Source organism: Reyranella sp., assembly GCF_965229815.1.
GTDB lineage: Bacteria > Pseudomonadota > Alphaproteobacteria > Reyranellales > Reyranellaceae > Reyranella.
On sequence record NZ_CBDDJN010000006.1, the window covers coordinates 2629434 to 2653016 of the forward strand.

At 67.4% G+C, this 23583-nt stretch carries 24 protein-coding genes; 13 read left to right on the plus strand and 11 right to left on the minus strand.

The genetic code is table 11. The features are described from left to right. Positions 1-16: 16 nt before the first annotated feature. Positions 17-1342 carry an adenylosuccinate lyase gene (purB, locus tag ACO073_RS23935; RefSeq protein ID WP_422000925.1) on the plus strand — a complete coding sequence of 442 codons (1326 nt, stop codon included), beginning with the start codon at positions 17-19 and terminating at the stop codon, positions 1340-1342. A 46-nt stretch (positions 1343-1388) separates the two neighbouring features. Here the strand turns inward: purB and ACO073_RS23940 are convergent, their stop codons facing one another. After that, complete coding sequence (locus ACO073_RS23940) at positions 1389-1715, minus strand: DUF1476 domain-containing protein (RefSeq protein WP_422000926.1); 327 nt, start codon at positions 1713-1715, stop codon at positions 1389-1391. A 105-nt stretch (positions 1716-1820) separates the two neighbouring features. On the opposite strand from ACO073_RS23940, the gene ACO073_RS23945 reads away from it, so the two are divergent. From ACO073_RS23945 to ACO073_RS23955, 3 genes are all read left to right on the plus strand, one after another. Beyond that, positions 1821-2669, plus strand: a complete 849-nt coding sequence (locus ACO073_RS23945) for an FAS1-like dehydratase domain-containing protein (RefSeq protein WP_422000928.1) — start codon at positions 1821-1823, stop codon at positions 2667-2669. Between the two features lie 113 nt (positions 2670-2782). After that, the gene (locus ACO073_RS23950) at positions 2783-3820 is read left to right on the plus strand and encodes a glycosyltransferase family 2 protein (RefSeq protein ID WP_422000930.1); all 1038 of its coding nucleotides are present in this window, start codon (positions 2783-2785) and stop codon (positions 3818-3820) included. A gap of 4 nt (positions 3821-3824) precedes the next feature. Then, positions 3825-4532, plus strand: a complete 708-nt coding sequence (locus ACO073_RS23955) for a class I SAM-dependent methyltransferase (protein WP_422000932.1) — start codon at positions 3825-3827, stop codon at positions 4530-4532. A gap of 20 nt (positions 4533-4552) precedes the next feature. Here the strand turns inward: ACO073_RS23955 and ACO073_RS23960 are convergent, their stop codons facing one another. Next, positions 4553-5674, minus strand: coding sequence for a ferritin-like domain-containing protein (locus ACO073_RS23960; protein WP_422000933.1), 1122 nt, complete (start codon positions 5672-5674; stop codon positions 4553-4555). 140 nt (positions 5675-5814) lie between these two features. Between ACO073_RS23960 and purC the strand changes: the two genes are divergently transcribed. From purC to grxD, 6 genes are all read left to right on the plus strand, one after another. Next, positions 5815-6579: a phosphoribosylaminoimidazolesuccinocarboxamide synthase gene (purC, locus tag ACO073_RS23965; protein WP_422000934.1), complete on the plus strand. Its 765-nt coding sequence runs from the start codon at positions 5815-5817 to the stop codon at positions 6577-6579. Positions 6580-6599: 20 nt separating this feature from the next. Continuing rightward, positions 6600-6842, plus strand: coding sequence for a phosphoribosylformylglycinamidine synthase subunit PurS (purS, locus tag ACO073_RS23970; RefSeq protein ID WP_422000936.1), 243 nt, complete (start codon positions 6600-6602; stop codon positions 6840-6842). Between the two features lie 142 nt (positions 6843-6984). Further along, positions 6985-7674, plus strand: a complete 690-nt coding sequence (purQ, locus tag ACO073_RS23975; RefSeq protein WP_422000938.1) for a phosphoribosylformylglycinamidine synthase subunit PurQ — start codon at positions 6985-6987, stop codon at positions 7672-7674. Then, positions 7671-9920 (plus strand): phosphoribosylformylglycinamidine synthase subunit PurL, encoded by a 2250-nt coding sequence (purL, locus tag ACO073_RS23980; RefSeq protein WP_422000940.1) that lies wholly within the window; start codon positions 7671-7673, stop codon positions 9918-9920. Before purQ ends, purL begins: the two co-directional genes overlap by 4 nt. Positions 9921-9935: 15 nt before the next feature. Continuing rightward, positions 9936-10172, plus strand: coding sequence for a BolA family protein (locus tag ACO073_RS23985; RefSeq protein WP_422000942.1), 237 nt, complete (start codon positions 9936-9938; stop codon positions 10170-10172). 69 nt (positions 10173-10241) lie between these two features. Then, on the plus strand, positions 10242-10583 hold the full coding sequence (gene grxD, locus ACO073_RS23990) for a Grx4 family monothiol glutaredoxin (protein WP_422000944.1): 342 nt from the start codon (positions 10242-10244) through the stop codon (positions 10581-10583). A gap of 9 nt (positions 10584-10592) precedes the next feature. On the opposite strand, the gene ACO073_RS23995 is transcribed toward grxD, so the two are convergent. Then, on the minus strand, positions 10593-11357 hold the full coding sequence (locus ACO073_RS23995) for a DODA-type extradiol aromatic ring-opening family dioxygenase (protein ID WP_422000946.1): 765 nt from the start codon (positions 11355-11357) through the stop codon (positions 10593-10595). 93 nt (positions 11358-11450) lie between these two features. Between ACO073_RS23995 and ACO073_RS24000 the strand changes: the two genes are divergently transcribed. Further along, on the plus strand, positions 11451-13004 hold the full coding sequence (locus tag ACO073_RS24000) for an ABC transporter substrate-binding protein (protein ID WP_422000948.1): 1554 nt from the start codon (positions 11451-11453) through the stop codon (positions 13002-13004). Between the two features lie 72 nt (positions 13005-13076). Here ACO073_RS24000 and ACO073_RS24005 read toward each other — a convergent pair whose 3' ends face one another. Next, on the minus strand, positions 13077-14405 hold the full coding sequence (locus tag ACO073_RS24005) for an NAD(P)/FAD-dependent oxidoreductase (protein ID WP_422000949.1): 1329 nt from the start codon (positions 14403-14405) through the stop codon (positions 13077-13079). Between the two features lie 40 nt (positions 14406-14445). After that, on the minus strand, positions 14446-15030 hold the full coding sequence (locus ACO073_RS24010; RefSeq protein WP_422000951.1) for a flavodoxin family protein: 585 nt from the start codon (positions 15028-15030) through the stop codon (positions 14446-14448). 146 nt (positions 15031-15176) lie between these two features. Between ACO073_RS24010 and ACO073_RS24015 the strand changes: the two genes are divergently transcribed. Continuing rightward, complete coding sequence (locus tag ACO073_RS24015; protein ID WP_422000953.1) at positions 15177-15560, plus strand: winged helix-turn-helix transcriptional regulator; 384 nt, start codon at positions 15177-15179, stop codon at positions 15558-15560. A 13-nt stretch (positions 15561-15573) separates the two neighbouring features. Here the strand turns inward: ACO073_RS24015 and ACO073_RS24020 are convergent, their stop codons facing one another. Together ACO073_RS24020 and ACO073_RS24025 are read right to left on the minus strand one after the other, a co-directional pair. Continuing rightward, positions 15574-16386, minus strand: a complete 813-nt coding sequence (locus tag ACO073_RS24020; RefSeq protein ID WP_422000955.1) for a hypothetical protein — start codon at positions 16384-16386, stop codon at positions 15574-15576. 50 nt (positions 16387-16436) lie between these two features. Further along, positions 16437-17465, minus strand: coding sequence for an ABC transporter substrate-binding protein (locus ACO073_RS24025; RefSeq protein ID WP_422000957.1), 1029 nt, complete (start codon positions 17463-17465; stop codon positions 16437-16439). Between the two features lie 47 nt (positions 17466-17512). On the opposite strand from ACO073_RS24025, the gene ACO073_RS24030 reads away from it, so the two are divergent. Further along, positions 17513-18787, plus strand: a complete 1275-nt coding sequence (locus ACO073_RS24030) for an FAD-dependent oxidoreductase (protein ID WP_422000959.1) — start codon at positions 17513-17515, stop codon at positions 18785-18787. A 24-nt stretch (positions 18788-18811) separates the two neighbouring features. Here ACO073_RS24030 and ACO073_RS24035 read toward each other — a convergent pair whose 3' ends face one another. From ACO073_RS24035 to ACO073_RS24050, 4 genes are all read right to left on the minus strand, one after another. Continuing rightward, on the minus strand, positions 18812-20344 hold the full coding sequence (locus tag ACO073_RS24035) for an ABC transporter substrate-binding protein (protein ID WP_422000961.1): 1533 nt from the start codon (positions 20342-20344) through the stop codon (positions 18812-18814). A 94-nt stretch (positions 20345-20438) separates the two neighbouring features. After that, complete coding sequence (locus ACO073_RS24040; RefSeq protein ID WP_422000963.1) at positions 20439-21818, minus strand: TRAP transporter large permease; 1380 nt, start codon at positions 21816-21818, stop codon at positions 20439-20441. Between the two features lie 12 nt (positions 21819-21830). Further along, positions 21831-22391, minus strand: a complete 561-nt coding sequence (locus ACO073_RS24045) for a TRAP transporter small permease subunit (protein WP_422000965.1) — start codon at positions 22389-22391, stop codon at positions 21831-21833. A 131-nt stretch (positions 22392-22522) separates the two neighbouring features. Then, positions 22523-23479, minus strand: a complete 957-nt coding sequence (locus ACO073_RS24050; protein ID WP_422000967.1) for a TRAP transporter substrate-binding protein — start codon at positions 23477-23479, stop codon at positions 22523-22525. Positions 23480-23583: the final 104 nt, after the last annotated feature.

A 23583-nucleotide genomic window follows, 5' to 3' on the forward strand; every position in this document is an offset into this window, starting at 1 on the left:
GGCTAAAAGCCCGCCCATGCTTCCCCGCTACACACGACCGCAGATGGCGGCCATCTGGGCGCCCGCCAACCGCTTCCGGATCTGGTTCGAGATCGAGGCGCACGCCTGCGACGCCATGGCGGAGCTGGGGATCGTCCCGGAGGAAGCCGCCCAGGCGATCTGGGAGGGCGGCCGCAAGGCGATGGACGCGCTCAAGGCCGACCCCGACGGCAATGTCGAGAAGATCGACGCCATCGAGCGGGTGACCAAGCACGACGTCATCGCCTTCCTGACCTGGCTCGGCGAGTTCATCGGCCCGTCGTCGCGGTTCGTCCATCAGGGCATGACCTCCTCGGACGTGCTCGACACGAGCTTCGCGGTCCAGCTCACCGAGGCCGCCGACATCCTGCTGGCCGACCTCGACCGCCTTCTGGCGGCCCTCAAGAAACGGGCGCTGGAGCACAAGGACACGCTGACGATCGGGCGCAGCCACGGTATCCATGCCGAGCCCACGACGTTCGGCGTCAAGCTGGCTGGCCACTTCGCGGCCTTCACGCGCAACCGCGCGCGGCTGGTCGCGGCGCGGGCCGAGATCGCCACCTGCGCCATCTCCGGCCCGGTCGGCACCTTTGCGAACGTCGATCCCCGGATCGAGGAGCATGTCGCGGCCAAGCTCGGGCTGGCGGTCGAGCCGGTCTCGACCCAGGTCATCCCGCGCGACCGCCATGCCGCCTTCTTTGCGGCGCTGGCCGTCACCGCCGCCTCGGTCGAGAACCTCGCCACCGAGATCCGCCACCTGCAGCGCACCGAGGTGCGCGAGGCCGAGGAGTTCTTCTCGGCCGGGCAGAAGGGCAGCTCGTCGATGCCGCACAAGCGCAATCCGGTGCTGACCGAGAACCTGACCGGCCTGTCGCGCGTGGTGCGCAGCGCGGTCGTGCCGGCGCTCGAGAACGTGACCCTGTGGCACGAGCGCGACATCTCGCATTCCTCGGCCGAGCGCTACATCGCCCCGGACGCGACGGTGACGCTGGATTTCGCCCTCAATCGGCTCGCCTCGGTGGTCGAGCAGCTCGTGGTCTACGGCGAGCGCATGAAGGGCAATCTCGATTCGCTGGGCGGCCTGGTCTTCTCGCAGCGCGTGCTGCTGGCGCTCACCCAGAAAGGCATGAGCCGCGAGGATTCCTACGCCGCCGTGCAGCGCAACGCCATGGACGCCTGGCGCGGCAACGCCTCGTTCCTGGCGCTGTGCCGCGCCGACAAGGAGATCCGGCAGTTCCTGTCGGACGACGAGCTCGTCGCCCTGTTCGACATGGGCTACCACACCAAGCACGTCGACACGATCTTCGGGCGCGTCTTCGGCTGACGCGCCGTCCGGAGCCTCCCCGGGGTAAGGCTCCCGGAGCCCGCTTCTAGCGGACCTCCTTCATGAGCTGGGCCTTGGCGTCGGTCAGCATGCGCTCGGCCTGACGGCGGATCGTGTGCTCCTCGACCGGATGGCCGGCCGCGGCGAGGTCCGTCATCAGCTTCTCGATGACGTCGCTGTCGCCCGGCTTCTCGAGGTCGGCCATCACGACCTCCTTGGCATAGGTCTCTGCCTCGGCCCCGACCTTGCCCATCAGGCCGGCGGCCCAAAGGCCGAGCAGCTTGTTCTTGCGAGCCGTCGTCTTGAACTGAAGTTCCTGGTCGTGCTCGAACTTCTTTTCGAAGGCTCTTTCGCGATCGTCGAACGTAGTCATGGCCACTCCGGTTTGGCTCGCGTCCGCTATATAGCGACGCGACGGCCGGCTTTCCACCTCCGCGGGGTGGTGGCAATGTCGCCGGCAAAGGGAGGAAAAGGTCTCATGTCCTTGGAAAAGCTGCGGAATTGGGTCGGTCGCACGCAGGTCGCCGAGGATCTGGCGGCGCCTTTTCCCGTGCGCGCGCTGATCGCCACGCTCGACGAGCCCGATCCCGAGCCGCGCGCCGGCGATCCTCTGCCCCCGCTCTGGCACTGGCTCTACTTCCTCGAGGCGGCACCGATGTCGAAGGTCGGCCCCGACGGCCATGCCGAACGCGGCGACTTCCTGCCGCCGGTGCCGTTGCCGCGGCGAATGTGGGCGGGCAGCCGCTTCACCTTCGACGGCCCGCCGCTGAGGATCGGCGAGCCCATCCGCCGGGTTTCGGCGATCAAGTCGGTCGAGCCCAAGACCGGCTCGACGGGCTCCATGGTGTTCGTCACCGTGTCGCACACCGTCTCGGGGCCTGCCGGCACCGCCTTCGTGGAGGAGCACGACATCGTCTACCGCGAGGCCGCCAGGCCGGGAGAGCGGCAGCGCGAGGCCAGGCCCGCGCCGGCCGACGCCACCTGGAGCCGGACGATCGAGGCCACGCCGGTGCTGCTGTTCCGGTTCTCGGCGCTCACCTTCAACGGCCACCGTATCCACTACGACGAGCCCTACGTCACCGGCGTCGAGGGATATCCCGGCCTGATCGTCCACGGTCCGCTGATGGGTCTGGTCCAGATGGAGCTGGCGCGCCGTTCCAGTCCCGGACGCACGCCGGCCAGCTTCGAGTTCCGTGCCCTGGCGCCGGTCTATGCCGGCGCGGCCTTCTCGGTCGGCGCCCGCCGCGAGGCGGACGGATCGCTCTCTACCTGGATCGCCGACCGCAATAGCGGCCTGGCGCAGCAGGGCAAGGCCACCTTCCGCTAGCCGGTGCGACGGCCCGAATGGCATCCGGCCGACGAAAAGGGTTGATTCGGACCGGCGGTTTTGATTCCTTGCCGCGACCGGCCGCATCGGCCGCGTGGCGGAATCCCATCGCCGTGCCCGAATCGATCCTTCCCCTCCCCCGCCTCGGCGGCAGCGCCCTGGAGCGCCAGCTGGCAGCGCAGCGCGCGCGCCGGCCGGCCGACCCGCTCCTGTCGCTGGTGGTGCCCGTCTTCAACGAGGAGGAATCGATCGACCTCTTCCTCGACACGGTGCGGCCGCTGATGGAGCGCGACGGCTTCCGCTTCGAGATCGTGTTCGTGAACGACGGTTCGCGCGACGACACGCTGGCCCACCTGCTCGACCGCGGCATGGGCGACCGGCGGCTGCGGGTCGTCAACCTGTCGCGCAACTTCGGCAAGGAGGCGGCGCTGACCGCCGGAATCGACCATGCCAGGGGCGACGTGATCGTGCCCATGGACATCGACCTGCAGGACCCGCCGGAGCTCATCGAGCCGTTCATGGCGCGCTGGCGCGAAGGCTACGACATCGTCTACGGCGTCCGCAGCCTGCGCGCCTCGGACACGGCGGCCAAGCGCCTGTCGGCGGGCTGGTTCTACCGGGTGTTCAACAGCATGTCGCCGGTGCGCATCCCGGAGAATGTCGGCGATTTCCGGCTGGTCGACCGGCGCGCCGTGGAAGTGCTGCGCCAGCTGCCCGAGCGCAACCGCTTCATGAAGGGCCTGTTCGCCTGGGTGGGCTTCAACGCCGTCGGCGTGTCCTACGAACGGCCGCAGCGGGCGGCGGGCGAGAGCAAGTTCAACCTGTGGCGGTTGTGGAACTTCGCGCTCGACGGCGTAGTGAGCTTCTCGACGGCGCCGCTGCGCGCCTGGTTCTACGTCGGCGTCGTGATCGCCGCCGTCGCGGTGCTCTATGCCGTCTTCATCGTCACCCGGGTATTGCTGTTCGGCATCGACACGCCGGGCTACGCCTCGCTGCTGATCGCCGTCTTGCTGATGGGCGCCATCCAGCTCCTGTCGCTGGGCATCATCGGCGAGTATCTCGGGCGCCTGTTCCTCGAGGTGAAGGGCCGGCCGATCTACGTGGTCGAAGGGGTCTACGAGGACGGGAACGTAAGCCCGCCGGCCGCCTGAGCGCATGGACCTCAAGGAAGAGGACATTCTCGGCGCCGACATCGGCCGCCACTGGTACTACCGCTCGAAAGCCGCCGCCCTGCGCCGCCTCGTCGGGCCCGTGCATCCCCAACGCATCCTCGACGTCGGCGCGGGCTCGGGCTTCTTCTCCCGCCGCCTGCTGGCCTCGACGGCGGCCCAGTCGGCGCTCTGCGTCGACACCGGCTACGCCGCCGACCGCGACGACAGCGAAGCCGGCAAGCCGGTCCTCTTCCGCCGCGAGACGGGCGCGACCGACTGCGACCTCGTGCTGATGATGGACGTGCTGGAGCATGTCGACGACGATCGCGGGCTGCTGCGCCACTATGCCGGCTGCGTGCCGGCGGGCGCGCATTTCCTGGTGACGGTGCCGGCCTTCGGCTTCCTGTGGAGCGGCCACGACGTCTTCCTGGAGCACAAGCGCCGCTACACGCTGCCCGCTCTCGAGACGGCGATGCGCGAGGCCGGCCTCGAGGTCGTGCGCGCCGCCTACTATTTCGCCCTCGTCTTCCCGCTAGCTGCCGCCGTGCGGCTGGCCGCGCGCGGCAGCGACCGTCCGGAGAGCAGCCTCCGGCGCCACGGCGCCGTCGTGAACGGCCTGCTGACCGCGGCCTGCGCCGCCGAGCTGCCGCTCTTTCCCCTCAACCGGCTGGCCGGCCTGTCGGTCTTCGCGCTCGGCCGCAAGCCGGCCTGAAGGTCTTCAGGCCGGGGGACTCAGGCCGCCGCCATCGAGTCCTTGGCGCCGATTCGCCGGCGCCGCGCGTTGATCTCCCGCAGCGTCACCAGCATCTCGTCGGCGACGACGTCGCCCGGAATGCCGTCGCCCTCGGCCTCGAGTTCCTTCATGTCGACCCACACGGCGTAGAGCGGCGCGGTGCGCGACGTGATGATGCCGGCGTGAAGCAGGGTCTTGATCAGGACCCGGAAGATGTTGGTGCTGTCCTTGAGCTGCTCGCGCCGGTCGTTGTCGCTGAACGTCTCCTTGACCGCGTCGCGCACCCACTGCCAGTCGAGCCCGTACTTGGCGTAGATGACCTGCTTCTGCTCGGCGTTGATCAGGTTGAACAGCAGCACCTGGAAGATCTGGGCCGACCAGTCCTCGACCTTGCGGTGCTCCTCCTCGTTGAGATGGCGGATGGTCTTGGCGGCCCACAGCCGGCCGAAGCGGTGGTGGAACGCCTCGTCGCTCATCACGAGCTGCACCAGCCGGCGCAGGACGGGGTCGTTGGTGCGGGCGTTCAGGGTGGCGAACGAGCCCATCGCCAGCCCCTCGATCAGCATCTGCATGCCGACCACCTTCTTGTAGACCTCGGGCGTCGAGACCAGATCGGCGAGGACGCTGGCGATCGTCTTGCCGACCGGCAACGGGTCGCCCCACCGCCGCGCGATGTAGCGCGTGAAGCCGGTGACGTGGCGGGCCTCCTCGCGCGCCTGGTTGGCGGCGTATTCCTGGGCGCCCGGATCGAGCAGGATGTGGCAGAGGCTGGCCGACAGGGACAGCGCGCCCTGCTCGCCGTGCAGCAGGTTGGAGACCGACCAGTGGGTCACGTCGTTGGCGAGCTGGATCTTCTGGCGGTCGTCCAGCCGGTCGGCGACGGCCGAGCGCAGCTCGACGATATTGTCGAGCGGCAGGATCGGCGTCGTCTCGAGGTCGAACGGCTGGTCGAAGTCGATATAGGCCTTGTCGAGAGGGTCCCAGAAATGGTCATGGGTGGCCGAGATGATGGCATCGAACGCGTCGCTGCGGCGGCCGTAGCGCGGCACCTCGAGCATGGCCGGAAAATCCTCGGGGAGGACGGCGTCGTAGGCCTTGTCGTATGTGATTTGCTGGGCCATGTGGGGCCTCCGATCAAAGGTGGAATATGACGCTTGCGTCACCTTTTTCAATGGATTTTTCCCCAATCCCGGCGCATGGGACTTCCGCCATAGTCCGGCCCAATCGGGGGCGGCGTGCGCCGTCCCCCCAGGAGTAGAGAATGTCCCGCCGCCGCCGCATCTACGAGGGCAAGGCCAAGACCTTGTTCGAGGGGCCAGAGCCCGGGACCATCGTCCAGTACTTCAAGGACGACGCGACCGCGTTCAACAACCAGAAGAAGGGCACGATCACCGGCAAGGGGGTGATCAACAACCGCATTTCCGAGTTCCTGATGACCAAGCTCGGGGAGATCGGCGTTCCGACGCATTTCATCCGCCGCCTGAACATGCGCGAGCAGCTCATCCGCCAGGTCGAGATCATCCCGCTCGAGGTCGTGGTGCGCAACGTCGCCGCCGGCTCCTTTGCCCAGCGCTTCGGCCTGGAGGAAGGCACGCAGCTGCCGCGTTCGATCATGGAGTTCTTCTACAAGAACGACGGGCTGAGCGATCCCATGGTCACGGAGGAGCACATCACCGCCTTCGGCTGGGCGACTCCGCAGGACCTCGACGACATCGTGGCGCTGACGCTTCGCATCAACGACTTCCTGTTCGGCCTCTTCCTCGGCTGCGGCATCAAGCTCATCGACTTCAAGATCGAGTTCGGCCGCCTATATGAGGAGGACATGGTGCGGATCGTCCTCGCCGACGAGATCAGCCCGGATTCCTGCCGTCTGTGGGACCTGCGGACGAACGAGAAGATGGACAAGGACCGCTTCCGCCGCGACCTCGGCAAGGTCGAGGAAGCCTACCAGGAGGTGGCGCGGCGGCTCGGCATCCTGATCGACCAGGGGCCGGGCGACGTGCGCGGCCCCACCACATTGCAATAGGACGCTGCGGCAGAGGCGAGATGAAAGCCAGAGTTCACGTAACCCTCAAGAACGGCGTGCTCGACCCCCAGGGCAAGGCCATCGGACATTCGCTCAACCGGCTGGGCTTCCCCGAGGTCGGCGACGTCCGCCAGGGCAAGTTCATCGAGCTCGAGCTCGCCGAGACCGACAGGGAGAAGGCGCGGCAGCGGCTCGACGAGATGTGCCGCAAGCTGCTGGCCAACACGGTGATCGAGAACTACTCGATCGAGGTGCTGGGCTGATGAAGGCCGGCTTCATGTTCCTCTCCCCCTTCGGGGAGAGGCCAGGTGAGGGGGAGCAGCGCGAAAGCCGCCTCCTTCATCACCCCCTCACCCAACCTCTCCCCGAAGGGGGAGAGGAGAATGAGGACGGAGTAGCGCACCCATGAAAGCAGCGGTGCTGGTTTTCCCCGGCTCGAACCGCGAGGGCGACGTCGCCCACGCGATCGAGCGGGTGAGCGGGCGCCGGCCGGAGATGGTCTGGCACGGCGACGGCGACTTCGCCAAGACCGACCTGATCGTCGTTCCCGGCGGCTTCTCCTACGGCGACTACCTGCGCTGCGGCGCCATGGCGGCCCAGTCGCCGGTGATGGCCGAGGTCAGGCGCCGCGCCGCCCAGGGCGTGCCGGTGCTGGCGATCTGCAACGGCTTCCAGATCGTCACCGAGGCCGGGCTGCTGCCGGGCGCGCTGATGCGCAACGCGCACCTGAAGTTCGTGTGCAGCGACGTGCACCTCAGGGTCGAGACGAGCCAGAGCCTGTTCACGAACCGCTACCAGGGCGGCCAGGTGATCCGCGTGCCGGTCGCGCACGCCGAGGGCAACTACTTCGCCGACGACGACACGCTGCAGCGCCTCGAGGATCGCGGCCAGATCGCCTTCCGCTACTGCGCGCCCGACGGCACGGTCGACGGAAGCGGCAATCCCAACGGTTCGATCCGCAACATCGCCGGCATCTTCAACGAGACCAAGACGGTGATGGGCCTGATGCCCCATCCGGAGAACGCGGTGGAGCCGATGTTCGGCGGCACCGATGGCCGGGCGCTGTTCGAAGGCCTGATCGACGCCCTGACATGACCGACGCCGTCACCGCCGCGGAGCGCAATCCGCCCGTCAAGCTTCCCAACGAGCCGGCGATCACGCCGCAGATCGTGGCCGAGCACGGCCTGTCGCCCGACGAATACGAGCGCGTGCTGGCGATCATGGGCCGCACGCCGACCATGGTCGAGCTCGGCATCTTCTCGGCCATGTGGAGCGAGCACTGCTCCTACAAATCGTCCAAGGTCTGGCTGAAGAAGCTGCCGACCACGGCGCCGTGGGTGATCCAGGGTCCGGGCGAGAATGCCGGGGTGATCGACATCGGCGACGGCCAGGCCGCCATCTTCAAGATGGAAAGCCACAATCACCCGTCCTTCATCGAGCCCTACCAGGGTGCGGCGACGGGTGTGGGCGGCATCCTGCGCGACGTCTTCACCATGGGCGCCCGGCCGGTCGCCAACCTGAACGCGCTGCGCTTCGGCGACCCCAGCCATCCCAGGACCCGGCACCTCGTGTCGGGCGTCGTCGCCGGCATCGGCGGCTACGGCAACTGCATGGGCATCCCGACGGTGGGCGGCGAGACCAACTTCCATCCCGCCTACAACGGCAACATCCTGGTCAATGCCATGACCGTGGGCATCGCGCCCAGCGACCGCATCTTCTATGCGGCGGCGGCGGGCGTCGGCAATCCGCTGGTCTATGTCGGCTCCAAGACGGGGCGCGACGGCATCCACGGCGCCACCATGTCCTCGACCGAGTTCAACGAGGACAGCGAGAGCAAGCGTCCCACCGTTCAGGTCGGCGATCCTTTCGTCGAGAAGCTGCTGCTCGAGGCCTGCCTGGAGCTGATGGCGACCGACGCTATCGTCGCCATCCAGGACATGGGGGCCGCCGGCCTCACCTCCTCGTCGTTCGAGATGGCGGCCAAGGGCGGCCTCGGCGTGGTCGTCGAGCTCGACAAGGTGCCGATGCGCGAGACCGGCATGAATCCCTACGAGCTCATGCTCTCTGAGAGCCAGGAGCGCATGCTGATCGTGCTCAAGCCGGGGCGCGAGGCGCTGGCGCGCGCCATCTTCGAGAAGTGGGAGCTTGATTTCGCCGTCATCGGCCACCTCACCGACACGCAGCGGATGGTCCTGTCGTGGCACGGCGACATCGTCGGCAACATCCCGATCCCGCCGCTGGTCACCGAGGCGCCGGTCTACGAGCGGCCCTGGACGTTGACGCCGCTGCCCGCCGTGCTCGATGCCGCCCGCGTGCCGGCGCCTGCGGACTGGAAGACCTCGCTGCTGGCGCTGATGGCGTGTCCCGACCTCGCGAGCAAGGCGTGGATCTGGCACCAGTACGACCACCTGATCATGGGCAACACGGCGATCCGCCCGCAGGACGGCGACGCCGCCCTGGTGCGCGTCAACGGCGGCCACAAGGGCTTGGCCATGACCTCCGACTGCACGCCGCGCTACGTGCAGGCCCATCCCGAGACCGGCGGCCGCCAGGCCGTCGCCGAGGCGTGGCGCAACATCACCGCCGTCGGTGCCCGGCCGCTCGCCGTCACCGACAACATGAACTTCGGCAATCCGCAGAAGCCGGAGATCATGGGCCAGTTCGCCGGTGCCGTCATGGGCATGGCCGAAGCCTGCACCGCGCTCGACTTCCCCGTCGTGTCGGGCAACGTCTCGCTCTACAACGAGACCGAGGGCCGGCCGATCCTGCCGACCCCGACCATCGGCGCCGTGGGCGTCATCGACGACATCGCCAAGGCCGTCGGCTCGCGGCTGACGCAGGCCGGGCTCGGCCTCGTGCTGGTCGGCGAGACCGCAGGCTGGCTCGGTCAGTCGCTCTATCTGCGCGAGGCCTGCGGCCGCGAAGAAGGTGCGCCGCCGCCCGTCGACCTCGCCGCCGAACGCCGCAACGGCGATTTCGTGCGCTCCCAGATCCAGCGGGGCCGCGTCGAGGCCTGCCACGACCTGTCCGACGGCGGGCTCCTGGTCGGGCTCGCCGAGATGGCGATCGCGGGCGGCACCGGCCTGGAGATCGCGCTGCCGGCCGGCGCCGTCCCGCCGCATGCTTTCCTCTACGGCGAGGACCAGGCCCGCTACCTCGTCGCAACGGGCTCGCCCGACGACGTCCTGGAGGAAGCCCGGGCCGCCGGTGTCCCGGCCGTCCTGCTGGGCTATTCCGGCGGCGCCGCGCTCACGATCAAGGATGTGGTCTCGCTGCCGATCGCCGAGATCAAGGCGGCCCATGAGACCTGGCTGCCGACCTACATGAACACCACAGAGTGAAGCAGGAGGACCGCCATGCCGATGGCCGCCAATGACATCGTCCACCTGATCCAGCAGGGCATTCCGGGCGCCGAGGTCGAGATCCAGGATCTGGCCGGCGACGGAGACCACTATGCCGCCACGGTTATTTCCGCTGCTTTCGCCGGCAAATCCAAGATCCAGCAGCACCAGATGGTCTACGCCGCCCTGGGTGGCCGCATGGGCGGTGCCCTGCACGCCCTGAAGCTCACCACCATGGCGCAACGGCCATGAGCGCCCTATATTCGCAGAAGCCCCGCGCCCGGACGTGACCGTCCCTGAGAGGCGCTTCAGGAGATCGACATGAGCGAACCCCAGGTGTTCGACCGCATCCGCGACGAGATCGCCAAGAACGACGTGCTGCTGTTTATGAAGGGCACGCCGGTCTTCCCGCAGTGCGGCTTCTCGGCGGCGGTCGTCGAGGTGCTGAGCGACCTCGGCGTCAAGTTCCACGGCGTCAATATCCTCGTCGACCCGGAACTGCGCCAGGGCGTCAAGGAGTTCAGCCAGTGGCCGACCATTCCCCAGCTCTACGTCAAGGGCGAGTTCGTCGGCGGCTGCGATATCGTGCGTGAAATGCACGAGACCGGCGAGCTGCAGCAGCTGATGAAGGAAAAGGGCGTCACCCTGGCGACGGCCGCCTGAGTCCCGGTCCTACGCGAACGCGTAGGACGCCATCGACAGGTTTCCCAGCGTGAAGCTGCGGTGCAGGGCGCGACCGCGCGCGCCCTCGCCCGCCGCACCGAAGGCCACGGGCAACGGCAGCAGGTGCTCGTCGCTCGGATGGGCCTCGCGGGCATGGGGCGCCCGCGTGCGATAGTCGGCCAGTGCCGCCGCATCGCCTTTCTCCAGCGTGTCCGCCAGCCAGTCGTCGAACGCCCGCGCCCATGGCTCGGGCTCAGAATCGCCCGGTCCGCGCACCAGCGCGCGCAGATTGTGAGTCGCGCTGCCCGATCCCATCACCAGCACGCCCTCGTCCCGGAGCGGCGCGAGCTTGCGGCCGAGCTCGATATGGTGCGCGACGTCGAGGCCCGACTGCACCGAAAGCTGGAAGATCGGAATGTCCGCCTGCGGCCAGGCGAGCTTGGCCGGGACCCAGGCCCCGTGATCGAGCCCGCGATGGGGATCGTGCGCCGCGCCGATCAGGCGGGCGATGCGATCCGCGAGCTGCGGCGCGCCGGGCGGATCGTAGCGCAGTGCATAGAGCGCTTCCGGAAAGCCGTAGAAGTCGTGGATCGTCTCGGGCCGGCGCGCCGTCGACACCGCGGGCACGTCGGTGTCCCAGTGCGCCGAGACGGCGACGATCGCGCTCGGTCGCGGCAGCATGTCGCCCAGCGATGCGAGGAACGCCCGCGCCGGCCGGTCTTCCAGGATCAGCATCGGTGATCCGTGCGACACGAAGATCGTTGGCATGGACATCGCTTTATTCCTCGGGCGTCCCGTGGCAGCCTCTGTGCAATCGGGGTCCTGAATTTGGGAAAGGCAGGTAGCATGTTGCATATTTTACGGAGTTTGGCGCGGCTCACGGCGGTCCTTGCCGTGCTGGCGGCGGTTCCCGCCGGGGCCCAGACGCTGAAGATGGTCGCCCACTCCGATCTCAAGGTGCTGGATCCGATCTGGACGACGGCGTTCATCACCCGCAACCACGGCTACATGGTCTACGACGTCCTGTTCGCCGAGGACGAGAACCTCAAGGTCCAGCCGCAGATGGTGGACAAGTACGAGGTCTCGCCCGACAAGCTGACCTGGACCTTCACCCTGCGCGACGGCCTGGAATGGCATGACGGCAAGCCCGTCACGTCGGAGGACTGCATCGCCTCGATCAAGCGCTGGGGCGCCCGCGATTCGCTCGGCCAGCAGCTGATGAAGTCGGTCGGCGAGCTGAAGGCGGTCAACGACAAGACCTTCACCCTGGTGCTGAAGGAGCCGTTCGGCCTGGTCCTCGAGGCGCTGGGCAAGCCCTCCTCCAACGTGCCGTTCATGATGCCGAAGCGGGTCGCCGAGACCGATCCGTTCAAGCAGATCGACGACTACACCGGCTCGGGACCGTTCATCTTCAAGAAGGACGAGTGGAAGCCCGGCGAGAAGGTCGTCTACGTCAAGAACACCAAGTACAAGCCGCGCTCCGAGCCGCCCTCGATGCTGGCCGGCGGCAAGGTGGTGAACATCGACCGCCTGGAGTGGATCGCCATCACCGATCCGCTGACCGCGGTCAACGCGCTGCAGCAGGGCGAGGTCGACCTGGTCGAAGCGCCGGTGCCCGACCTCTTCCCGGTGCTCAAGGAAGACAAGAACATCGAGCTCTACGGCTGGAACGCGCTGGGCAGCCAGATGATCATGCGTTTCAACCATCTCCATCCGCCCTTCAACAACGTGAAGGCGCGCCAGGCGGCGATGTACGCCATCGCCCAGGAGGACTTCCTCCGCGCCCAGGTGGGCGATCCCGGCATCTACCGCGTGTGCAACGCGCCGCTGATCTGCGGGTCGCCCTACGAGAAGAGCTACGGCGACCTGCTGATCAAGCCCGACTACGAGAAAGCGCGCCAGCTGCTGAAGGAGAGCGGATACGACGGCAAGCCGATCGTGATGATGCAGGCGACCGACCTGCAGTCGGCCAACCAGCTGCCGCCGGTCGGCAAGCAGGCGCTGGAGAAGGTCGGCTTCAAGGTCGACCTGCAGGCGATGGACTGGCAGACCGTCGTGTCGCGTCGTGCCAAGAAGGATCCGCCGGACAAGGGCGGCTGGGACATCTTCTACACGACCACCGTCAGCATCGGCACCGAGAACCCGGCGTCGAACTCCTTCACCAGCGGCGGCTGCGAAAAGGCCTGGTTCGGCTGGCCGTGCGATCCCGAGATGGAGAAGCTGCGGACGGCCTTCGCGCGCGAGACCGACCCCGCCAAGCAGAAGCAGCTGGCGATGGCCGTCTCGGACCGCGTCATGGACCAGGCGACCTACATCGTGCTGGGCCAGTACAAGGCGTTCGGCGCCTACCGCAAGGACCGCATCTCGGGCTGGCTCGCCGGTCCGGTGCCGGTCATGTGGAACATCAAGAAGAAGCAGTAGGAGCACGACGGGTCCGGCTGGCGGCAGCCGGACCCTCAGCTTCCGCCGCCACGATGGTAGCCGCACCGGCGGCTACATCATCCCCGGCTCGCCGAGATCGCTGCCGTCGATCATGCGGCTGTACCGAAACGGATGGGGATCGACGATCGGCGGATCGCCGCTGATCAGGTCGGCCGCGAGCCGGCCGGCCGCCGGGCCGATGCCGAAGCCGTGGCCGCTGTAGCCGGTCGACAGGAAAAGCCCCGGCAGCGGATCGACCGGCGAGATCACGGGAATGCCGTCGGGCGTCGAATCGATCAGCCCGCCCCAGCTCGCCTCGACCTCCAGCCCGGCCAGGGCCGGATAGTTGGCCGCCAGCCGCGTCAGCCCCATCTGCACCAGCGCCGGATCGGCCGGCGGGTCGAGCGTGCGCACGTGCTCGAACGGCGAGACACGGTCGAGCGACCAGCGCTGCAGCGATTCCGGCCCTTCGAAGAAGGACCGTCCGACCGAGATGCTGAGCAGGCTGCGGCGCTTTCGGAAGGTCGGCCAGAACGAGCGGGCATAGAGCAGCCCCTGCGGCGAAAGCTCGAGCAGGCCGCGCCCGCTCAACCCCACCGAATAGCCGCCGTCCAGCCGGCGGCGGATGGTGACATCGGGCATCGACAGGCCACCCTCCACGACCGCGGGCGCCGCGCGCGTGAAGAACGACGTCGAGCGCACGCCGGCCTGCGGCAGGCGCAGGCCGTGATGGCGACAGAACATCGATGTCCAGGCGCCGCCGGCGACCAGCACGGCGCCGGCCCTGATGCGGCCCCGTTCGGTGACCACGCCCGCCACCTTGCCGGCCTCGATGTCGAGGCCGCGCGCGGCGCAGTTCTGGTGGATGGTGGCGCCGCGGCGGCGCGCGCCCTCGGCGATCAGTGGCCCGGCCAGGCCGGGCTCGGCCCGGCCGTCGCTCGGCGAATGCACGCCGCCGATCCAGTCCACGGTGCTGCCCGGCGTCATCGCCCTGGCCTCGGCCGCGCTCAGCACGCGGCTGTGCATCTGGTAGTCGCGGGCCTTCAGCGTCCAGGCCTCCCACAGCGCAAGGTCGGCCGGTCGCGTGGTGACGTAAAGCAGCCCGGTGCGGCGGAAACCCGTGTCGCCGTCGAGCTCGGCGGCGAGCTCGTCCCAGAGCAGCAGGCTCTTCTGCGCCAGCGGCAGCTCGCGCAGATCGCGATGCTGCTGGCGGCACCAGCCCCAGTTCCGGCTGCTCTGCTCGCCGCCGACGACCCCCTTGTCGATCAGCGCGACCGACACGCCCTTCTTCGCGAGGGCATAGGCGGCGGTGCTGCCGGCCATGCCGGCGCCGATCACGACGACGTCGGCCCGGTCGGGCAGCCGGTCGTCACTGGGGATACGCAGAAGCGGCGGGGACATCCGGCAGGTATAGCGCCTGCCGGATGCGGCCGCCGCTGCGTTACGCAGCCTGGGCGACGGGCTGCTCGCGCCAGCGGCGCGCCGACTGGGCGACCCGCTGGCCCAGCGCCTCCATGGTCCGGAAGTCCGAGGCGGCGATGCCCTCGACGCCCTGGTCGGCGTTGGCCTGGGCCATGGCGCCGACCGAGGCGCCGAGCCGGTTGAGATCCTCGGCCGACCCCTTGGAATGGTTGAAGCCCGGCGGCAGGCCGAGCCCCACCCACACCATCCCGTGCTGAAGGGCGAGCGTCAGGAGCTGGTAGAGCGTGTTGTGCTTGTCGCCGTTCCACGACGCCGACGCGGTGAAGCCGGCGGCGAGCTTGTTGCGCCACGCCCCGTCCATCCAGCGCTTGGATGTCCAGTCCTTGAACCTCGCGAACTCGGCCGACACGCCGCCCATGTAGGTCGGGCTGCCGAAGACGATGGCGTCCGCGCCGTCGAGCTCGGCCTGCCGCGCCTCCGCCTCGGCGACGGGGACGAGGCTGACCTGGGTGCCCGCGACGGCCCTCGCGCCCCGGGCGACCGCCTCGGCCAGGGCCTGGGTATGGCCGAAGCCCGAGTGATAGACGATGGCAATGCTGCTCATGACCCTTCCAATCCTTTGGTTCGACTGGAGAAACGGCAATGCCGTTTCCCGAATTCAGTCGGTTACATGTAGTGACTGGAAAGATCTGGGATGCGCTCTATATATTCACCAGTAGGTACCAATTCGTAACCAATCGGATTCTTTTCATGGACGCCACGAACACCCGGACCAAGGAGAGCGCCTCCTGTCCCATGGACTTCATCCTGCGCATGCTGATGGGGCCCTGGACGACGTACATCCTCTACAACCTCAAGACCCACGGGCCGCAGCGCTTCGGCGAGCTGAAGCGTCGCGTCGCGGGGATCTCGGCGAAGATGCTGACCGAGCGCCTGCGCACCCTCGAGGGCGCCGCTCTGGTGCGCCGCGACTACGAGGCGACCATCCCGCCCAAGGTCACCTACTCGCTGACCCGGCGCGGGCACGAGCTCGACGAGGTGATGGGCAAGCTGGCCGAGATCGGCACGCGCTGGGAGGCCGAGGACGCGGCTGCCCGCTCCTCGCGCTCGGCCGAGCTGAAGGCGGCTGAATAAGCAAAGAGTTGCTTCACATCCGCTCCTTCATGATGGCCCGATAAAGGGCTGCCCGGCCGTGGATGTCGATCCTCCCGATAGCATTGAATAGCCGGATCATGAGATCGCATATGCGTGCCTTCGGTTGCTTCTCGAGGCCTTCGAAGGACAGAAGTTCCTCTTGAGTGAAGGGAGGGTCGGCGAGTGCGACGACCTTCCTGTACTCTGCGGCCACCGCTGCCTGGTCGGGCAACGGGTACTTTGCCGCGTCGCTTGTCTTATATGCCGCTAGGACTGCTTTCTGGCCCGCCAATATTGCGGCTTTAACGTGCGGATCGGCGGGATACCTGTTCACGCCTCCAAGGACGTAGTCGGCGCAAGCTTCAGGAGAAACGCTGGCAAAAGCCCGGAGCTCGGGAACGACCTGAGCTCCCCAGGCGGCAAGCGCCTCATCGGACCCATGAATCGCCACCGGCAATATGTGCTTTGCATAGACACTCAGGGCGAGCGCGGTGACGATTTCGGCGAGCTTGGCTCGGTCGTTTTCGTGCTGGCGCAACGCCTCCAACATTTTCGATCGGAATTCACGTTCGATAGTGGGACTAAGGTCGATCATCTCGCCCATGGCCGGATAGCCTGCCACGATCGCCTTGTGAATCTTCGACCACGCGTAGTCGTCACTTGTCGCGACAAGTACGCGCTCGACCAACGGGCGTACGACACCCAAGGCGGTGCCTGGCAGGATGATCGCCAAGATGATGAAGCCGGCGCGAGCCCAGACCGATTGTCCCTTCGTCTTGAGTGCGACAAAGGCCACGGCAGCGGCGATACCGATGATCGTCAGCATTCCCCAGAGGAAAGAGTCGGTCATGGCCCTTCGGCAAGTACGCGCCTTGGCTACTTCGGGACGTTCAGGTGGCCCGGCACGAAGCTGAGGTCGATGAACTTCTTCGGATCGGCGTCGCGCGATACCTGCCCCGTCGACTGCCAGAAGGCGACCTGCTTGTAGATGTCGCCAACGTCGAGCCGCCCCAGGGGATCGATGTAGGGCAGGCCCAGCGCGACGCGTTCCGGCGGCTGCTTCAGGACGCGCGAGAGGATGCCGATCATCTCGTCGTAGTTGGGCCCGGGCACGAGCTTGCCGTTCTCGCGCTTGCCGAACGCCTCGTGATACGCGGCCGCACCGCGCAGGTAGCCGGTCAGGAACTTCTCCACCAGCGGCCGGCGCTCGGCAACGGTCTTGGGCGAGGTGAAGACCGCACCGAGCTGCCAGGGCACCTCGTCGCCCACATAGGCGATCGGCTTGCCGACGCCTTCCGATTCGACCTGGCGGAAGGTCGTGATCGGGAACACCGCGGCATCGACCTGGCCGCCCTTGAAGGCCGCCACCATGTTGGGGATCGACTGCAGCGGCACGACGGTGAGCCGCTTGGTGTCGACGTCGTGCTTGCGCGACACGACCTCCAGCGAATAGTGGACCGACGAGCCGACCGTGGTCACCGCTACGCGCTTGCCCACCAGGTCCTTCACCGAGCGGACGCCGGCATCCCAGGCCGCATTGGTGACCGCGATCACATTCAGCTGGTAGCCCGGCCGCTCGGCGCTCTGAGCCGCCACGACGACCAGGCCGCCCTTGGCGGCGAGATTGTAGAAGCCGGCCGTGAAGGCCGTGACGCCGAGATCGGCGTCGCCCGAGACCACGGCCAGCGGCACCTGGGCCGCAGCCTGGAAATCCTTCATCGACAGGTCGAGGCCCGCTTCCCGGAACCATCCCTTCTCCTGGGCGATGAAGATCGGGCCGGAGGACGACAGGCGGATCAGCGCGATCGACGCCTTGATCAGGTCCTGGGCACGCACGCTCGGCGCAATGGCGGCGGCGGCCAATCCCCCCAGTGCCACCCGGCGGGTAACAGTCTTGCGAAACACGGAAACCTCCCGTTCTTCCTTGGCGCGGAGTATGGTCCGTTTCGTTCATGAATCCCATCGATTGCGACGTCCTGGCGAGCGGCGGCGGAATGGCCGGCACGGTCGCCGCCATCGCCGCCGCCCGACAGGGCGCGCGGACCGTGCTGTTCGAGCGCCACGGCTTCCTGGGCGGCGCCGCGACCGCGGGCGCGGTCGGCCAGTTCGTCGGCTGGGAGACGCGGGCCGGCCGCCGCGTGATCGCGGGCCTCGCCGAGGAGATCGTGCAGCGCCTGCAGGCGCTGGGCGGCAGCTTCGGCCACGGTCACTTCGTGATGTCCACCGGCCATCTCATGGACCGCGTCGAGTACGACACCGAGATCCTGAAGGTCGTGCTCGACGAAATGGCGCACGAGGCCGGCGTGCGCGTGCTGCTGCACGCCCAGCTCGCCCAGGCCGCGCGTCGCGGCCGCGCGATCACGGCCGCGAGCGTCCTCACCAAGGGCGGCCTGCTCGAGATCCGCGCCCGCGCCTTCATCGACAGTTCGGGAGACCTCGACCTGATGGCGCGGGCCGGCGCACCGTTTCTCGAGCTCGAGAGCGGCGAGAGCCTGCAGCCCGCCACGATGATGTTCCGCCTGGGACCGATCGACTTCGCCGCCTTCGACGGCATGACGGCCGAGGCCAAGGCCGACCTCGCCGCCCGCGGCGTGGCCGAAGGCGCCCTGCCGCGGGCCGCCCTGCACTGCAGCCGCGTGCCCGGGACGGACGATGGCTGGTTCAACGTCACCCGCGTCGCCCTCGACGCCAGCGACCCGTTCGCCCTGTCGGACGGCGAGCGCGAAGGCCGCCGCCAGGCGCTGGCCGCCGCCCGCTTCATCGTCGCCGCCGTGCCGGGCTGCGCCGGCGCGCGGCTGGTCTCCTTCGCGCCGCAGCTCGGCATCCGCGAGACGCGCCGCATCGCCGGCCTCGCCACCCTGACCGCCGACGAGCTGCGCCACGGCGCGGAGTTCGTCGACACGATGGCGTTGGGCGCCTACCCGATCGACGTCCATCACACGGGCGACGCCAACATCACCTTCGAGGAGCTGGGGCCCGACCATGTCTACGCCCTGCCCTATCGCATCGCCGTGCCGCGCGGGCTCGACAATGCGCTGGTCGCCGGCCGCGGCCTGTCTGCGACGCACGAGGCGCACGGCGCCATCCGGGTCATGCCGACGGCGATGGCCGTGGCGCAGGCGGTCGGCACCGCCGCCGCCCTGGTGGCGGCCTCCAACCAGCCGACCGCGGAACTCGATCCCGCCACGCTGCGCGAAAAGCTGCGCGCCGCCGGCGCGATCCTCTGACGCCTCTGCGGGGCGCGCCGCTTCCTACTTCTTGGAGACGCCCCAGAAGGTCGTGATGGGCGGCGGGACCGGCCGGGTCTCGATGTTCGAGCGCACCACTCCGACCCCGAACCATTCGCCGAGCGGCACGTGGGTCACGATCTGCATGGCGTAGCGCTGGACCTCCTCGGCCACCGCCTTCTTCTCGGCCTCGGTCGTGGCGGTGACGAACTTGTCGCGCAGCTTCTCCATGCCCTCGTCGCAGGGCCAGCCGGAGCGGGCCTTGTCGCAGGTCGCGGCGAGGTATGGCGTCATCAGGGGATCGAGGATGTCGAGCTGCACCCAGCTCGTGCCGAAGGCGTTCCAGCCGCCTTCGGACGGCGGCCCCTTCTTGGTGGTGAGGCGGGCCACCATGCTCTGCCAGTCCATCGGCTGGACCTCGACCTTGAACCCCGCCTTCTCGAGCTGCGCCTTGGCGACGGGGGCGAGCTGCTTGATGACGCCGAGATCGCTGGGCTGCGGGATGACCACGGGGGTGCCGTCGTAGCCGGCCTCCTTCAGCAGTTCGCGCGCCTTGGCGGCATTGCCCTCGATCAGCCCCTCCATGCCGGCGGTCGTGGCAAGCGGCGTGTCGCAGGTGAACATCGCCTTGCACACCCGGTAGAACCGCTTGTCGCCGATATTGGCCTGCAGGAAGTCCTCCTGGTTCAGGGCATAGGCCACCGCCTGCCGCACCTTCACGTTGTTGAACGGCGGCGTCAGCCAGTTCATGCGAAAGACGTATTGGTTGGACGTCTTGTTGGCGATGACGCGGACGTCCTTGCTCTTCTCCAGAACCGGAAGATGGTCGTAGGAAACGGCCTCCAGCATGTCGATCTCGCCGTTGAGCAGGGCGTTGAGCTGCGTCTCGGCATCGGGGATCCACACCCATTCGACGCGGTCGACGTTCACGACCTTGCCGCCGGCCAGGCCCGAGGCCGGCTCGGGGCGCGGCTTGTACTTCGGGTTCTTGACGTAGACGACCTTCTCGCCCGGCTTCCATTCGTCCTTCTTGAAGATGAAGGGCCCCGATCCGACCGGATCGTCGATCGCCTTGAAGGCGTCCACCTCCGCCAGCCGCTTGGGCATCATGAAGGGCACGACGACCGAGGGCTTGCCGATCGCCTCGAGCAGCGGCCCGAACTTCTGCTTCAGCACGATCTGGAACGTCGCGGGATCGACGATCTTGTACTCCTGCACCGCCTGGGCGAGCTTCTGGCCCATCGAATCGCGCGCCGACCAGCGCTTCAGCGAGGCGATGCAATCCTCGGCGGTGACGGGCGTGCCGTCGTGCCATTCCAGCCCGTCGCGCAGCTTGAAGGTCCAGGTCAGCCCGTCCGGGCTGGTCGTCCAGCTGTCGACCATCTGCGGCTGGACCTTGAGGTTGCCGTCGACCGCGAACAGAGTGTCCCAGATCATGTAGCCGTGGTTGCGCGTGATGTAGGCGCCGCTCCAGATCGGATCGATCGCCTTCACATCTGAGTGCATCACCACCTTGAGCGTCTGCCCCCAGACCGGGGCAGACAGGACGCTCGTCAACGCGACAACAGACGCAACCACCAACCGACGCATGGAACCATCCCCTACATGGAGGATGGAACCTTAGGACGGTTGGGGCCGACCTGTCACCGGATCAACTCAGGAAGCCGAAATACCGCGGCAGGACGAGGACAATCTCCGGCCACAGGATGCACATTGCCAGGGTCACGACCTGCAGCAGCACGAACGGAACGATGCCGCGGTAGATGTGCGCCAGCGTCACTTCCGGCGGCACCGTCGCCTTCATGTAGAATAGCGCGAACCCGAAAGGCGGTGTCAGGAAGGCGGACTGGAGGTTCACGGCGATCAGGATCACGAACCAGACCATGAAGTCCTTGTTTTCCGCGATATGGGGCGTGAATTCGATTCCCTTCAGAATCGGCGCGAAGATCGGCAGGACGATCAGGCAGATCTCCAGGAAGTCGAAGAAGAACCCCATGAAGAAGACCAGGACCATGACGAAGATCAGGATCTCCCACCCCGTGTCGATGCCCGCGGCCGTCAGCAGCTCGGCGACGAGGTCGTCGCCGCCCAGCGCGCGGAAGACGAAGGAGAACAGGGTCGCGCCGAAGATGATGAAGAAGACCAGGCCGTTGGTGAGCGCCGCGCCCTCGATCACTTCCCGCATCATCTTCATGTTGAGGCGGCGGTTCCATGCCGCCAGCAGGAGCGCGCCGGCGCAGCCCGTGCCGCCCGCCTCGGTTGGCGTGGCGAAGCCGCCGAAGATCGAGCCGAGCACGACCATGATCAGGAAGGCCGGCGGCAGGAAACTGCGCAGGACCATCGACGCCAGCTCGCCGGCGGTCTGTGGCCCCTCGTGGGCCTCGAGCGGCGGCGCCTTGCTCGGATTGAAGGCGGCGAAGATGCAGATGTAGACGAGGTAGACGCCGGCCAGCAGCAGGCCGGGAAGAACGGCGGCGGTGAACAGCGTGCCGACCGAGAGGGTCATGATGTCGCCGATGATGACCAGCATGATGCTGGGCGGAATCAGGATCCCCAGCGTGCCGGCCGAGGCGATCGTGCCGACCGAAAGTTCCTTCGAATAGCCGCGTGCGAGCATGGTCGGAAGCGCGATCAGGGTCAGCATGATCACCGAGGCACCGACGATGCCGGTGGTCGCCGCCATGATGGCGCCCATGATGGTGACCGACAGGGCGAGACCGCCGGGAATCCGCCGGGTCAGCACCTGCAGCGCCCTCAGGAGCTCGTCGGCCACGCCCGATTTCTCCAGGATCGTGCCCATGAACACGAACATCGGTACGGCGATCAGCACCTGGTTCTGCACCGCCTGCCCCCAGATCCGGGGGATCAGGCTGCCGAGCTGGGCGGCGCGGAACAGGTCGAAATACATGCCCAGCACGGCGAAGCCGAGCGCGACGCCGCCAAGGACGAAGGCCACCGGGTAGCCCACGAACATGACGACCGTGAGCGCGAGGAACATCAGGATCGAGAGGTGATCGGCAATCCATTCCATGGTCGCCTCCCCTCAATGACTGGTGACGGGCTGGACGGCCCGTTCGGCCAGGTCCGGCGGACCGAACAGCTGGACCAGCTTGCGCATCAGCACCGAGGCGACGGCGAAATCCAGGAGCACGAGGCCGAGGAAGAGCGCGCCCTTCATGATCCAGCGGAAGGGCAGCCCGTTCGGCGCGTCGGACGTCTCGCCCTGCATGAAGGAGACCTCGAAGAACTCGAAGGCGAAGTAGCTTGCGACCAGACAGTAGGGAATGGCGAAGATCAGGATGCCGACGACCTCGAGGATAGCCTGCCGGCGCGGCCCGATATTGGCCGTGAACACGTCGATGCGGACGTGGACGTTGCGGACGTAGCAGTAGCCGAGCCACGACAGGAACAGGAGGCCGTGGAGGTGCCATTCGAGCTCCTGGAGCGGCGTCGAGCCGAACACCGGCAACTGGAACCCGACCTTGCGTGTGACGACGTCGAAGCAGATCACGATCACGAGAGCGACGAACAGCCATCCGAAGAGGTGTGCAACGCGGGCGAGCACTCGATCGATGGCATCACTGATACCAAGCAGGACTTGCATTTCCGTTTCCCCGACTCGACGCAAACCCTCTCGCGGCGGCGCATGCCGGGCGAAGAGGGAGAAGCACTACATTGTTCAAGGGTGGTGCAGACGTGAGAGGCGCGGCCGCATGCGGCCGCGCCCCGTCCCGACTACTTGAGGTAGCCGCGATCCTTCCAGATCGCATATTCCTTGCGGAACTTGCTGAGCGAGTCCCAGGCCTTCTTGAACTCGGGGCTCTTCGCCGCCTGCTCCGCGGCGACCTCGTTCCAGGCCTTCTCGAAGGCGGCCAGCATCTCGGGGCTCCAGGTCTTGAGCTCGACGCCCTTGCTCTGGATCTCGAGCATGGCCTTGGGCTGCAGCGACTCGCCGAGCGCGATGCCCTTCAGGACGGTCTGGTCGCAAGCCGCCTCGACCAGCGCCTTCTGGTGCGCCGAGAGCTGGTCCCACTTGCCCTTGTTGATCATCAGGTCGCCGACCGTCGCCTGCTGGTGCCAGCCGGGGAAGTAGTAGTACTTCGCCACCTGGTAGAAGCCGAGGCTGAGATCCATCACCGGCATGGAGAACTCGGTGGCGTCGATCGTGCCGAGCTGCAGGGCCTGGAAGATCTCGCCGGCCTGCAGGAGCTGCGTCGACACGCCGAGCTTCTGCATGACGTTGGCGCCGAGGCCGAAGAAGCGCATCTTGAGGCCCTTCAGGTCGTCGAGCGTCTTGATCTCCTTGCGGAACCAGCCCGACGCTTCCGGCGGGATGAGATGGCACATCACCGAGTGGATGTTGTACTTTCCGTAGAGCTCCTGCATGAGCTTCTCGCCGCCGCCTTCCTTCATCCAGGCGAGGTATTCGGGAATGCCCGGCCCGAACGGCACGGTCGAGAACACGGCGAACGCGATGTCCTTGCCGGTCCAGTAGCCCGGCGTCGCCCAGGCCGCGTCGAGCGCGCCGGACGATACGGCATCGAAGGCCTGTCCCGGCGGCACGAGCGACCCGGGCTCGAAGAACTTGATGTCGATGCTGCCGGCGGACAGCTTCTTGATCTGGTCAACCGTGTAATTCGCATCCGGCCCCAGGAGAGCCAACGTGGACGCGAAATTCGACTGCATCTGCATGCGGACTTTCTTGTCCTGCGCAGACGCCGAGCCCGCCATCACGGCGAGCGAAGCTGCAACAGCCACACCTCCCAGCTTCCCAATCAAACGCATATTCTTCCTCC